This is a genomic window from Streptomyces sp. NPDC028928 (assembly GCF_055564915.1).
The window spans coordinates 503,709-516,770 of the sequence record NZ_JBVHVI010000002.1 but is presented as its reverse complement, the minus strand read 5'-3'; the positions used below and the strand labels follow the sequence as shown (position 1 = coordinate 516,770).

Below are 13,062 nucleotides of genomic sequence, written 5' to 3'. Positions count from 1 at the left end.
GGCACCCTCATGTGGTGCTCTCGGGGCGGGGCTTCTTCTGCCACGGGGAAGTGGGGCGCCATGACGGCGGGGCGATCGCCTCGGGCGCGGGCTCCCCGGCTGCGCGGGGCCCGGGTGTCTTCGGCCAGGTCTGCTCCGTGGCCTGTCTGTCGGCCGCGGCGGGGGCGGGCGCTTCGGGCCACGGCGGGGGTGCCTGGCCGGGCTCGGTCCGCGTCCAGTGGCGCAGGGCGCCCGCCTCGATGTCGATCTGGGCGCTGAGGGTGCCGAGATCGTCGTCGGCGAAGCGGCGGGCACGGTCGCGCACGGCCCAGCGCAGGGAGTCTGCGGACTGGGTGATGCGCTCGGTGCGGCTGCGCAGTTCGGGCAGGCGCTCGGTGAGCGTGGCCCGGTCCGGCTCGGACTCCAGGCGCTTGAGGTCGGCGTCCAGTTCGTGTCCGTGCACGCTGAGCCGCTCGAAGAGGCCGAGGGACTCCTTCAGCGACTCGTCCTCGGCCGCGCCCGCGTGCAACGCGTCCTGCGTGGCCCGCATGGAGGTGCGCAGCGCGAGCCGCAGCTGGGCGATCTCGGCGGCCGGCCCGGTCTGGGCGAAGGACTTCGCGCGCAGGGTGTGGTCCTCGACGGTGCGGCGGGCCTGGGCGATGGTCCGGTCCACGCCGCGCTTGGCGGCGCGGACCGCCTTGACCGTGGCGTACGCACCGAGGCCGACGAAGAGCAGGAAGAGCAGAGCGAACACGGTCAGCATTACTTCCATGACGCTCCTCCTCCGGCCGGTACGGCACGAGCCGCTGTGCTCTCCACGGTAAACGCTGCGGGCAGGCCCGGAGTTCCGGAAGAACCCCGAACCTGCCCGTAGAAGACCCCGACCTGCCCGTAGGGGACAACCCCGAGCCGGTGGAAAGGCCTGTTGTTACACGGGGACGATCACCCGGTTGTTACGCGGGAACGATGTTGACCAGCTTCGGCGCCCGCACGATCACCTTCCGGATGCCAGCGCCGCCCAGCGCCGCGACGACCTTCTCGTCGGCCAGCGCCACCTTCTCCAGTTCCTCCTCCGAGATGGCGGGCGGCACCTCCAGCCGGGCCTTGACCTTGCCCTTGATCTGCACGACGCAGGTCACCGTCTCGTCGACGACGTAGTCCGGGTCGGCGACCGGGAAGTCCTGGTGGACGACCGAGTCGGTGTGGCCCAGCTTGCGCCACAGCTCCTCGGCGATGTGCGGGGCCAGCGGGGCGACCATCAGCACCAGCGGCTCGGCCACGGACCGCGGCACCGGACCGCCCGCCTTGGTCAGGTGGTTGTTCAGCTCGGTGACCTTGGCGATGGCGGTGTTGAAGCGCAGGCCCTCCAGGTCCTGGCGGACGCCGTCGATCGCCTTGTGCAGGGCGCGCAGGGTGTCCTCGTCCGGCTCGGCGTCCGTCACGGTGACCTCGCCGGTGGCCTCGTCCACGATGTTGCGCCACAGCCGCTGCAGCAGCCGGAACTGGCCGACGACCGCGCGCGTGTCCCAGGGGCGGGAGACGTCCAGCGGGCCCATGGCCATCTCGTACAGGCGCAGCGTGTCGGCGCCGTACTCGGCGGCGATCTCGTCCGGAGTCACCGCGTTCTTCAGGGACTTGCCCATCTTGCCCAGCAGGCGGCTGACCTGCTCGCCCTGGTAGTAGTAGGCGCCGTCGCGCTCCTCCACCTCGGCGGCCGGCACCGCGATGCCACGGCTGTCGCGGTAGACGTAGGCCTGGATCATGCCCTGGTTGAACAGCTTGTGGAACGGCTCCGCGGAGGAGACGTGCCCCAGGTCGTACAGGACCTTGGACCAGAAGCGCGCGTACAGCAGGTGCAGCACGGCGTGCTCGGCGCCGCCGACGTACAGGTCGACACCGCCGTGCGGCTGGCCCTCGCGCGGGCCCATCCAGTACCGCTCGATCTCCGGGTCGACCAGCTTGCGGTCGTTGTGCGGGTCCAGGTACCGGAACTCGTACCAGCAGGAACCGGCCCAGTTGGGCATGGTGTTGGTCTCGCGACGGTACTTCTTGGGGCCGTCGCCCAGGTCCAGGGTGACGTTGACCCATTCCTCGTTGCGCGACAGCGGCGTCTCGGGCTGGGTGTCGGCGTCGTCCGGGTCGAAGGTGCGCGGGCTGTAGTCCTCGACCTCGGGCAGCTCCAGCGGCAGCATCGACTCGGGCAGCGCGTGGGCGACGCCGTCCTCGTCGTAGACGATCGGGAAGGGCTCGCCCCAGTAGCGCTGGCGGCTGAACAGCCAGTCGCGCAGCCGGAAGTTGACGGTGCCCTCGCCGATGCCCTTGTCCTCCAGCCATTCGGTGATGCGCGCCTTGGCGTCGACCACGCCCAGGCCGTTCAGCTTCACGTCGTCGCTGTCGGAGTTGACGATCTTCGCGTCGTAGGAGACGAAGGCGTCGTCCCAGGTGGACGGGTCGGTGCCGCGGCCGTCGGTCGGCTCGACCACGCAGCGGATCGGCAGCTCGAAGGCGCGCGCGAAGGCGAAGTCGCGGCTGTCGTGGCCGGGGACGGCCATGATCGCGCCGGTGCCGTAGCCCATCAGGACGTAGTCGGCGATGAAGACCGGGACCTGCTCGCCGTTGACCGGGTTGGTCGCGAACGCACCGGTGAAGACGCCGGTCTTGTCCTTGGCCTCGGCCTGCCGCTCGACGTCGGACTTCGAGGCGGCCTGCGCGCGGTAGGCGGCGACGGCGTCGGCGGGGGTGGCGTGGCCGCCGGTCCACACCTCGTGCGTGCCCTCGGGCCAGGCCTCGGGGGTGAACTTGTCGACCAGCGGGTGCTCGGGCGCCAGCACCATGTAGGTGGCGCCGAACAGGGTGTCGGGGCGGGTGGTGAAGACAGTGATCTTCTCGCCGTCGATCGGGAAGTCGACGCGGGCGCCCTCGCTGCGGCCGATCCAGTTGCGCTGCTGCAGCTTGATGGCCTCGGGCCAGTCCAGCTCCTCCAGGTCCTCCAGCAGCCGGTCGGCGTAGGCGGTGATGCGCATGTTCCACTGGCGCAGCTTGGCCTTGAAGACGGGGAAGTTGCCGCGCTCGGACCGGCCGTCGGCGGTGACCTCCTCGTTGGCCAGCACGGTGCCCAGCCCGGGGCACCAGTTGACGGGCGCGTCGGAGGCGTAGGCCAGGCGGTACTCGCCCAGGATGTCGGCGCGCTCGGCGGCGGTCAGCTGGTTCCACGCGCGCGTGGAGCCCGGAATCGCGCGCTCACCGGACTCGAACTGGGCGATCAGCTCGGAGATCGGGCGGGCCTTGCGCGCCTCCGCGTCGTACCAGGAGTTGAAGATCTGCAGGAAGATCCACTGGGTCCACTTGTAGTACTCCGGGTCGATCGTCGCGAACGACCGGCGCTTGTCGTGGCCCAGGCCCAGCCGGCGCAGCTGGGCCTTCATGTTCTCCATGTTGGCCTCGGTGGACACGCGCGGGTGCGTGCCGGTCTGCACGGCGTACTGCTCGGCGGGCAGGCCGAAGGCGTCGAAGCCCAGGGTGTGCAGGACGTTGTGGCCGGTCATGCGCTGGAACCGGGCGTAGACGTCGGTGGCGATGTAGCCCAGCGGGTGGCCGACGTGCAGGCCCGCACCGGAGGGGTACGGGAACATGTCCATGATGAACTTCTTGGGCCTGGCGGCCAGCTGGGGATCACCCGCCAGGTCACCCGTGGGGTTCGGCGCCGCGTAGGTGCCGTCGACGTCCCAGAAGTCCTGCCAGCGTGCCTCGATCTCGGCTGCCAGGGCGGCCGTGTAGCGGTGCGGCGCGGCCTCCGCCGACGCGGCGGTGGCAGCGGGGTTCGTCTCGCTCATGATCCTCAAAGCTCCATCGATCGTCTCTGCCTGCGGAAATGAAAAAGCCCCTCGCACAGGAGGGGACGCCGCGCCGATGCCGACCTCACGGCTGGACCGGGGTCGGTACTGATCAGCGCGGCCCGCTAAGCAGAAGGCGTACGGCACGCATGGCGTTAGGGTACCGCAGCCCTTGAGCAAGCCGCGAGGCGCTTCCGTATCCCTGATGGACATGTCACGAAGCCCGCCGGAACTGAACAAAGGTCAGCAATTACTTCGCGTACCGCCCCCTATGGGACACCGCCCCCGTCGCATTGTCTGTTGATAACAACGCAATAACTCAAACCCCGTACTGATCGGTATGGCGCCACCTAGAGTGCGGCAGCGGGACCGCTTTCCCGAAACTGCTCGGAGTTGCCCCCATGAACCCTCGTCGTAGTACCAGCTCGCTCCCCAAACCCGGCCGCTCGGCCTATGGGGTGGCGTCCGCTGTCGTCCTGCTGCTCATACCCGTGATCGTGCTGGTCGGAGGCAGCCAGTTCCGCGAGTTCCTGAACTTCGGCGCGGGCGTGCTGTCCCTCGTCTCGCTGAGCTGCTCGGTGATCTGGGGCCTGTTCGCGCAGGACCGGATCTTCCTGAACACCCGGCAGCGGATCATCGGCCAGGCGGTGCACCGGACGACCGCGGTCGCCTCGATCGCGTTCCTGTTGCTGCACATCACCACGAAGATCGCGCTGGACCACACGCAGCTGATCGCCGCGATCATCCCGTTCTCGCTCGGTGTCACCGGAATCGGCGGCCTGATCGGACTGGGCTCGCTGGCGGGACTGCTGATGATCTTCGTGGGCATCACCGGCGCCCTGCGCAGCAACTTCGCCACTCCGGCCCCGGTCGCGGCCCGCTGGCGGGCCATGCACATGCTGGCGTACCCGGCCTGGTGCGCGGCGCTGATCCACGGCCTCTACGCGGGTCGATCGGCCAAGCCGATCTTCGTGATCCTCTACAGCCTGTCCCTGCTCGGCGTGATGGGTGCCCTCGCGCTGCGCGCCGCGCCGCGCCCGGTCAAGCGCAAGGTCGCCGACCGGCTGGTGGCCCTGTTCGGCAGCTCGGAGCGCCCCGGGCTCGACGAGCTGGACGCGAGCCGCTCGCGGGTGGCCGAGTCGGCGCTGCCCGGGTTCGAGAGCCGGCGGGAGCCGAGGCGGGCGCCGGCCGAGACCGCGGCCGCCCCGCTCTACCAGACCCCGGCCGCCCCGGCCGCCGAGCCAGCCTCCGGCTTCGCGGCGGCCTACCGCGCGGTCTCCACGCCGGGCCGCCCGCAGCAGCCCTTCACCGCCGGCCAGACGGCCCGGATGGACCTGCCGCTGGATCTCCAGCCCACGGAGGCCTTCCCGCGCGTGGACGGCCCGTCCAGCACCTCGGGCAGCTGGCCGATCCCGTCCCCGCCGCCGGTCGGCGAGGCCCCTCCGTCCGCGTACGACCCGCTCCAGGACACCGGCTACACCATCCCGGTCTATGGCAATCCGGGCGCCGCCGGATACGGCGGAAGTGACGTGTACGACACCGGTGAGACAAACGGCCTCTACGGCACGTACAACCCGAGTGACACGTTCAACAGCGGTCCCGCCACCGAAACGCTGCCCGGCTCGTCCTACGAGGCACCGGGTTCGGGCGAACCTTGGAACACGCCTTCCGGAGGCTTTAAGTGAACGAGGCCCTGCCCGACGTCCCCGAAGTCCGCGTGGTCGGGCTTCCCCAGCTCACGTCGGGCTTCGACCTTGTGGAGCGGCTCGATCTGCCCATGCATCTGAAGGTGCACGGGCCGCTCGATCCACTGGGCGGCGAACAGCTCGCCCAGCTCGCCGAACGCATCAACCTCAGGGGGCGCGGCGGCGCCGGCTTCCCCTTCCACAAGAAGCTGCGCTCGGTCGCCGAGTCGGCGATCAAGCGCGGGGTGCGGCCGGTCGTCGTGGTCAACGGCAGCGAGGACGAACCGGCCTGCCGGAAGGACACGGTGCTGATCAACCGTGCCCCGCACCTCATCCTGGACGGCGCGCTGCTGTGTGCCGAGGCGCTCGGCGCGCGCACGCTCGTCATCGGTGTGACCCGGGAGTCGACGCAGCGCTCCATGGAGGCCGCGCTCGCCGAGCGCGGCCTGAGCAACAGCCGTAGATCGGCACTGCGCGCGTGGGTGCAGCGCAATCCGGTCCGCATGGTGACCGGCGCGGCCGCCTCGCTGATCCGCTCGATCGACGGCGGCCCGGCGATCCCGCCCGGCCGCAAGATCAGCGCCTCGCAGAGCGGCGTCGGCGGCGCGCCCACGCTGCTGTCGAACGCGGAGACGTTCGCGCAGCTGGCCATCGCCGCCCGCATCGGCCCGGAGCGCTACGGCAACACCGGCCTGTACGACGAACCGGGCACCGTGATGCTCACCGTGTCCGGCGCGGTCGCCCGCCCGATGGTGATCGAGGTCCCCACGGGCGTGCCGCTGCGCTACGTGCTGCAGCTGGCGGGCGCCCCGCCGGTGCCGCAGGGCGTGCTGACCGGCGGCTATCACGGCAAGTGGATCGACGCGGCGACCGTGAACGAGGCGATCGTCTCCCGCAACTCGCTGGACGCGGTGGGCGGTTCGCTGGGCGCGGGCGCGATCCTGCCGATCAGCCAGGAGACGTGCCCGCTGGGCGAGTCGCTGCGGGTCGCGCAGTGGCTGGCCGAGGAGAGCGCCGGCCAGTGCGGGCCCTGCTACCTCGGACTGCCCGCCGCCGCGCGCGGGATGGAGGACATCCTGAACGGCGGCGGACCGGCCGCCCTGGAGGCGCTCAAGCAGGTCGCGAAGAACGTGAAGCGGCGCGGGGCGTGTTCGCACCCGGACGGCTCGGCGATGTTCCTGGAGTCGACCATCAAGGCGTTCACCGACGACCTGGCCGCGCACGTCCTCGGAAACGGCTGCGGACGGCCCGTGGAGGGCGTTCTGCCGCTCTTCGAGGGGGGCAGGGCCCCTACGGGCGTCCCGGGCGGCGGAGAGCCGGAGGAGACCGGCGCCAGCCGCCAGAAGATCTACGTCGACTGGACGCTGTGCCGGGGCCACGGGCTGTGCGCGGACATCCTCCCGGAGGTGTTCGAGCTGGGCGCCGACGGATTCCCGACCGTCGCCCAGGCGCAGGTGCCGCGGTACGCGGAGGCGAAGGCGCTGCGCGCGGTGCGCCGCTGTCCGGCGCTCGCCCTACGCATCGAGGAGGACACGCGCGGACAGGCGCCGTCGCGGAATCTGCCGGTTCTCTCCCAGGGGCGCGGCCGGCGGGCGCTGGGCCGCTGAACGCACGGAAACGGCGGGTCACCCGGGCCGGTGACCCGCCGTTCCGTTCGCGCGCGTCATGTGTTCGCAACACGCCGAAGGCGGATCATCCGTGGGATGATCCGCCTTCGACTTCTGTGGAGCTAAGGAGAATTGAACTCCTGACCTCCTGCATGCCATGCAGGCGCTCTACCAACTGAGCTATAGCCCCTTGTTGCGTCCCTCCGGGTTCCCCCGGCGACGACGTAAACATTACAGGCCCTGCAGTGCAGCACCAAATCGGTTTCTCCCCCACCCCGATTAGGGCACTAATGTCTGTTTCGTGACCATGATCGCGTTCCCCGCCGCCCGCCGTCGGCTGCCGGTGGCCGTGGGGGTGTGCCTGCTGTCCTTCACGGCGTTCTGGGCCGCCCAGCGGGCCGCGCACGTGTCGATGATCGATCTGATGGTCTACCGGGCCGAGGGAGCCGCCGTAAGGGCCGGCGGGGGCCTGTACGCCCTGCGCGCGACGGCCGCGCGCCTGCCCACCACCTACCCGCCGTTCGCGGCCCTGCTGTTCACCCCGCTGCCCCTGCTGGACACCGCGCTCCTGCGTCCCCTGGCGACGGCCGGGAACCTCGCGCTGCTGGTGGTGTTCGTACGGCTGTCACTGAAACTCGTCGGCCACGCGCGCGTGGAGACCGCCTGGTGGCTCTCGGCGGCTGCGGTGTGGTGCGAGCCGGTGTGGACAACGCTGCGCTACGGCCAGATCAACCTGCTGCTGGCCGTCCTGGCCCTGTGGGACCTGACCCGCCGCCCGGCCGGCGGGTACGACCGCTGGACGGGGGTGGGCCTCGGGCTGGCCGCGGCGGTCAAGCTGACGCCCGCGCTGTTCCCGGTGTTCCTGCTCGTCACGGGCATCGTGGCCCGCCTCAGGGGCGGGCACGCAGGGCCGTGGCTGCGGCACGCGCGCGGGGCGGCCGTCGCGTTCGCCGGGGCGACACTGCTGGCGGCGGCCGTCCTGCCGTACGACTCCTGGCGGTTCTGGACGGACATGGTGTTCCGTGCGAGCCGGGCCGGGCGCGCCGAGGACACCGCCAACCAGGCCCTGCGCGGCCTTCTGGCCCGCTTCCTGCACACGCCCGACCCGGGAGCCCTCTGGGCGGCCTGCGCGGCCGTGGTGGCCGTCCTGGGGCTCGCCGTGGCCGTGCGGGCGGAGTTGCGGGGGCGGCGGGCCTGGGCGGTGTGCGCCTGCGCGGTCACCGCCCTGCTGATCAGCCCGGTGTCGTGGACCCACCACTGGGTGTGGTGCGTGCCGCTGGTGCTGCTGCTGTGGACGCGCGGGCACCGGGCGGCGGCCCTGGGCACCGTGCTGGTCTTCTGCTCGTACGCACCCTGGTGGGTGCCGCACGGAACCGGTCGGCCCGAACTGCACCTGTCGGCCGGGTATTTGACGCTGTCCGCCGTTTACGGAGGGACCGGTGCGCTCTTCCTCGCACTGGCCCGGACATCGTTGCCGAGGTCCGGCGGCGAGGTCCGTGTCAGGCCGTGACGAACTGGTAGAACCGCTTGAGCGTGCAGTGCTCCTCCAGGAGGCGGCCGTAGATCGGCTCGCCCTCCAGTTCCCGGTACGTCTCGATCGGGTCGCCTTTTATGATCAGCGCCCGCGCGCATTCCTCGCACCAGTACTGGTAATCGGGATTGATCGGCTCCATGTCACGGACGATCGGCGTACCGCTCCCGCACCAGTCGCACTTTCGCCGGTGTGCACCCATCGATCAGCTCCAGCTGTGGCCGCAGGCCGTGCACACGTAGGAGATTCCGCCATTGTCGCCGAGAACCTGGGCCACATGCGCGGAACCGCAGGAAGGGCAGCTCAGCCGGGTGGTCGTATCCCGTATCAACGCCGCACCGAGGAGGTGGCCGACCTCCTCAAGGATGCTCGCAGGCATCGCTACTCCCTCCCGTCGGGCCGCGCCCCCTTCCGGCCGTTTGATTCTGCCACGGCCGGAGCAATACGGTCAGCGACGCCTCAGTACCAGTCCGGACACGGCTCCCACGGCAGCCGTTCCGGCCAGCACCCAGGCGCTCACCGAGAACGCCTCCGCGGAGGTATACGCGCGCAGCGCCCCGAACGACTCAAGCCGGTTCAGGAACAGTGTGCCGAATGCGGCCACGCCGATCAGCTGTCCGAGTTGCGCGACCGTCGCCAGCAGACCGCTGGCATCCGCCGCGTCCTGGGGCCGTACGGTGGCCAGCGCGCCGGTGAGCGTCGGGCTGAAGGCGAGCGCCAGCCCGGCACCCGTGCCCGCGTACCCCGCGTACAGAGCCGCTCCCCCGTCACCGCCGCCGTGGAAGGCCAGCCCGACCACGGCGACGGACACCGCGGTGAGCGCGAACCCGGCCGGCGCCAGCGCCCGCTGCCAGGCGGCCGGCCACTTCCGCCAGGTCAGGCTGACGGCGCCGAAGACGGCCGCGGTCGGTGCGAAGCTCAGTCCCGCCCTGAGGGCGCTGTAGCCGAGGCCGCCCTGGACGTGCAGGGTCAGCGCGAAGAGGAAGCCGGCATTGACCGACATCGCCGCGAGGATCCGGAAGACGGCCTTCATGATGCCGGGGTGACGCAGCACCCGGGGCGTGATGAGCGGGGCACCGCCGCGCCGGGCCAGCCGGGACTCGTAGCCGCAGAACAGGGAGAACAGCACCACGGCTCCGGCCAGCGACAGCCAGGACCACAGTGGCCAGTCCTCCTCCTGCCCGAGCACCAGCGGCACCGTCAGCAGCGACACGGCGGCGCCGAGCAGGACCAGTCCGGGCAGGTCGAGCGACCGGGCCCGCTCCCGCCCGCCCGCGGCGCCCAGGGGCAGCACCCGGCGGCCCAGCACGAGCAGCGCGGCGCCCACCGGCACGTTGACGAGGAACACCGGCCGCCAGCCGGCGCCGAACAGGTCGGCGCTGACCAGCACTCCGCCGGCGACCTGCCCGGCCGCCGCGCCGACGGCCAGGACCGCCGAGTAGGCGCCGAGCGCCCGCGCCCGGGCCTCTCCGGTGAAGGTGCGCTGGATGAGGCTGAGCACCTGCGGGATCATCAGCGCCGAGCCGGCGCCCTGCACCAGCCGGAACACGATCAGCTCGGTCGAGCCCTGCGCCAGTCCGCAGGCGAGCGAGGCCGCGGTGAACAGGGCCAGTCCGGCGAAGTGGACGCGGCCGTGCCCGAGCCGGTCACCGAGCCGGGCACCGGTGATCAGCAGCACGGAGTAGGTGATGGTGTAGCCGGCGATCACCAGCTGGAGGTCGGAGCCCGAGGCGTGCAGGTCGGAACCGATCGTGGGGGCCGCGACGTTCACGATGAAGACGTCGAGGGCTGCCATGAACAGGGCGGCGAGCAGCAGACCGAGGAGCAGCCGAGGCCGGTTGTCAGTGGCGGGTGCCTCACTTTCCGTGACGGGTTTTGCGGCTCGGCCGACGGCCGGGATGTCACTGTCAGTGGCGGATGGTTCACTGATCGCAGGGTTCGGAACGGGCTCGGTGCCCGGACCGGTCCGGGATGTCGTCGTCATGGCGTCGAGCGTGACGACGGGTCGGTACGGGTGCCGAGTGCCCGCCGATGCTGGTACTGGCAGCACCTGGCAGGAGCGGCCCCGCGTGCCGACGATGAGACGGGACGACGGGGCATGACGGGGGATGACGGGGGATGGCGATGGGGACGAGGACACAGCGGCGCAGGCCGGAGCTGGCAGCCTTCCTGCGCACCAGGCGGGCACGGGTCACACCGGCCGACGTGGGAATGCCGCCGGGCCTGCGCCGGCGCACGCCCGGGCTGCGCCGGGAGGAGGTGGCGCAGCTCTCGGGCGTCGGCGTGACCTGGTACACGTGGCTGGAGCAGGGCCGGCCGATCAACGCCTCGCCGCAGGTGCTGGACGCGGTCGCGCGCACGCTGCGGCTGGACCCGCCGGAGCGGGAGCATCTGTACCGGCTGGCGGAGGTGCCGTTCGAGCCCGACCCGGAGGGCTTGATCCGGCAGATCAGCCCGGCGGTGCAGGGCATCGTCGACGCCCTGGACCCGATGCTGGCGGTGGTCTACAACTCGCGGTACGACGTCCTCGCCACCAACGCGGCCTACCAGGATCTGTTCCTGGTGCCGGAGACCGTCAGGACCGGCCTGCCGAACGTGCTGTGGACGCTGTTCACGCTGCCGGACGGCGTCTGTCCGCTGGTGCGGCGGGAGAAGGAGCTGCCGCTGATGGTGGCGACGCTGCGGTCGTCCTACGGCAGACACGTGGGCGAGCCGGCCTGGGAGGAGTTCATACGCGGGCTGTCGGCGGCGAGCCCCTGGTTCGCGGAGCTGTGGGCGAGCGGTGAGGTGGTGCCTCCGGGTCCCCGGGTGAAGACGTTCCGGCACGCGGCGGTCGGCGAGATGCGGATGACCTCCCAGTCGCTGTCCATCGACGGGATGCCCGAGTGCCGGATCGTGGTCTACAGCCCGGAGGACGAGGACGCGCGGACGAAGATCGCGCTGCTGCGGGAGCGGAGAGAGCGGCTGTGGCCGCCGGCACACGAGGACGAGGAGGCCGAGGAGATCATCCACAGCTGAACACAGAAAATCCCGCCCCCTGCGGGGACGGGATCCTCATCACCGATCTTTGACAACTCAACAGAGTGTCGATCAGTGGAGCTAAGGAGAATTGAACTCCTGACCTCCTGCATGCCATGCAGGCGCTCTACCAACTGAGCTATAGCCCCTTGCGTTCTTCCCGCTCGGCGGGGCGAACAAGAAGAACTTTAGCCTGTGACCTGCCAGAAAGTGAAATCCGGGGTCGGGGGCCCTCGGGACGGTCAGTCGTCGTCGCCGAGGACGGGCTCCGGGAGGGTGCCCGCGTTGTGCTCCAGCAGGCGCCAGCCGCGGGCGCCCTCGCCGAGCACGGACCAGCAGCAGTTGGAGAGGCCGCCGAGGCTCTCCCAGTGCCGGGCCTCCAGGCCGAGGAGCCGGCCGATGGTGGTGCGGATGGTGCCGCCGTGGCTGACGACGACCAAGGTGCCGTCCTCGGGCAGCTTCTCGACGTGCCGCAGCACGACGGGGGCGGCCCGGTCGGCGACCTCGGTCTCCAGTTCGCCGCCGCCGCGGCGCACCGCCTCGCCGCGCTTCCAGGCGGCGTACTCCTCGCCGTGGCGGGCGATGATCTCCTCGTGCGTCAGCCCCTGCCAGACGCCCGCGTAGGTCTCGCGCAGACTCTCGTCGCGGGTGACGTCGAGGCCGGTGAGGGCGGCCAGCTCGGCGGCCGTGTGCACGGCCCGCTGCAGGTCCGAGGAGATGATCGCGTCGGGCCGCAGCGAGGCCAGCAGCCGCGCGGCGCGCCGGGCCTGCTCGAGGCCCGTCTCGGTCAGCTCGACGTCCGTGGTGCCCTGGAAGCGGCGCTCCACGTTCCAGGAGGTCTGGCCGTGCCGCCACAGGATGATGCGGCGGCCCCGGACCCTGCGGTCGGTCACCTCACCCGTGGCGCTCATCACCACTCCCCGCCCGGCTCCTGGTCGGCCTCGGCGGCCTGCGCCCGGGCGTGCTCCTCGGCCTTGCCGCGGGTGGCCTTGGCGTCGGCCGGCAGCTCCAGCTCGGGGCAGTCCTTCCACAGCCGCTCAAGGGCGTAGAAGACCCGCTCCTCGCTGTGCTGGACGTGGACGACGATGTCGACGTAGTCGAGCAGGATCCAGCGGGACTCGCGGTCGCCCTCGCGGCGGACCGGCTTGGCGCCGAGTTCCTTCAGAAGGCGCTCCTCGATCTCGTCGACGATGGCCCTGACCTGGCGGTCGTTCGGCGCGGATGCCAGCAGGAAGGCGTCCGTGATCGACAGCACGTCGCTCACGTCGTAGGCGATGACGTCATGGGCGAGCTTGTCGGCCGCCGCCTGGGCGGCGGTGTTGATGAGCTCAAGGGAACGGTCGGTGGCGGTCACTACATGGCTTTCCGTCGGCGGACTTTTGACATCAAGGGTCTCACGGACCGCCCGG

Annotated in this window: 10 protein-coding genes and 2 tRNA genes; 4 read left to right on the top strand and 8 right to left on the bottom strand. The window is 71.0% G+C overall.

Going from position 1 to position 13,062, the window contains the following annotated elements; genetic code table 11:
- Positions 1-7: 7 nt before the first annotated feature.
- Both ACZ4U1_RS08140 and leuS read right to left on the bottom strand, forming a co-directional pair.
- On the bottom strand, positions 8-751 hold the full coding sequence (locus tag ACZ4U1_RS08140; RefSeq protein ID WP_467901030.1) for a hypothetical protein: 744 nt from the start codon (positions 749-751) through the stop codon (positions 8-10).
- Positions 752-932: 181 nt separating this feature from the next.
- The gene (leuS, locus tag ACZ4U1_RS08135) at positions 933-3,812 is read right to left on the bottom strand and encodes a leucine--tRNA ligase (RefSeq protein WP_467901028.1); all 2,880 of its coding nucleotides are present in this window, start codon (positions 3,810-3,812) and stop codon (positions 933-935) included.
- Between the two features lie 401 nt (positions 3,813-4,213).
- Between leuS and ACZ4U1_RS08130 the strand changes: the two genes are divergently transcribed.
- Together ACZ4U1_RS08130 and ACZ4U1_RS08125 are read left to right on the top strand one after the other, a co-directional pair.
- The gene (locus tag ACZ4U1_RS08130; RefSeq protein WP_467901025.1) at positions 4,214-5,497 is read left to right on the top strand and encodes a cytochrome b/b6 domain-containing protein; all 1,284 of its coding nucleotides are present in this window, start codon (positions 4,214-4,216) and stop codon (positions 5,495-5,497) included.
- Positions 5,494-7,104 (top strand): NADH-ubiquinone oxidoreductase-F iron-sulfur binding region domain-containing protein, encoded by a 1,611-nt coding sequence (locus tag ACZ4U1_RS08125; protein ID WP_467901022.1) that lies wholly within the window; start codon positions 5,494-5,496, stop codon positions 7,102-7,104. The genes ACZ4U1_RS08130 and ACZ4U1_RS08125 overlap by 4 nt, the downstream gene beginning before the upstream one ends.
- 117 nt (positions 7,105-7,221) lie before the next feature.
- Here ACZ4U1_RS08125 and ACZ4U1_RS08120 read toward each other — a convergent pair.
- Positions 7,222-7,294 (bottom strand) — tRNA-Ala (locus ACZ4U1_RS08120).
- Between the two features lie 111 nt (positions 7,295-7,405).
- On the opposite strand from ACZ4U1_RS08120, the gene ACZ4U1_RS08115 reads away from it, so the two are divergent.
- Positions 7,406-8,614 carry a glycosyltransferase 87 family protein gene (locus ACZ4U1_RS08115; RefSeq protein ID WP_467901019.1) on the top strand — a complete coding sequence of 403 codons (1,209 nt, stop codon included), beginning with the start codon at positions 7,406-7,408 and terminating at the stop codon, positions 8,612-8,614.
- Here the strand turns inward: ACZ4U1_RS08115 and ACZ4U1_RS08110 are convergent.
- Both ACZ4U1_RS08110 and ACZ4U1_RS08105 read right to left on the bottom strand, forming a co-directional pair.
- Positions 8,604-8,837, bottom strand: coding sequence for a hypothetical protein (locus ACZ4U1_RS08110; RefSeq protein ID WP_030653820.1), 234 nt, complete (start codon positions 8,835-8,837; stop codon positions 8,604-8,606). The two genes, ACZ4U1_RS08115 and ACZ4U1_RS08110, sit on opposite strands and share 11 nt — an antisense overlap.
- Positions 8,838-9,083: 246 nt before the next feature.
- The gene (locus tag ACZ4U1_RS08105) at positions 9,084-10,448 is read right to left on the bottom strand and encodes an MFS transporter (protein ID WP_467901466.1); all 1,365 of its coding nucleotides are present in this window, start codon (positions 10,446-10,448) and stop codon (positions 9,084-9,086) included.
- 311 nt (positions 10,449-10,759) lie between these two features.
- Here ACZ4U1_RS08105 and ACZ4U1_RS08100 point away from each other — a divergent pair, with 311 nt between their 5' ends.
- Positions 10,760-11,653, top strand: coding sequence for a helix-turn-helix transcriptional regulator (locus ACZ4U1_RS08100; protein WP_467901017.1), 894 nt, complete (start codon positions 10,760-10,762; stop codon positions 11,651-11,653).
- Positions 11,654-11,729: 76 nt separating this feature from the next.
- Here ACZ4U1_RS08100 and ACZ4U1_RS08095 read toward each other — a convergent pair.
- From ACZ4U1_RS08095 to rsfS, 3 genes are all read right to left on the bottom strand, one after another.
- A tRNA-Ala gene (locus tag ACZ4U1_RS08095) sits at positions 11,730-11,802 on the bottom strand.
- Between the two features lie 93 nt (positions 11,803-11,895).
- Positions 11,896-12,564 carry a histidine phosphatase family protein gene (locus ACZ4U1_RS08090; protein ID WP_467901016.1) on the bottom strand — a complete coding sequence of 223 codons (669 nt, stop codon included), beginning with the start codon at positions 12,562-12,564 and terminating at the stop codon, positions 11,896-11,898.
- The gene (rsfS, locus tag ACZ4U1_RS08085; protein ID WP_189294244.1) at positions 12,564-13,007 is read right to left on the bottom strand and encodes a ribosome silencing factor; all 444 of its coding nucleotides are present in this window, start codon (positions 13,005-13,007) and stop codon (positions 12,564-12,566) included. The genes ACZ4U1_RS08090 and rsfS overlap by 1 nt, the downstream gene beginning before the upstream one ends.
- Positions 13,008-13,062: the final 55 nt, after the last annotated feature.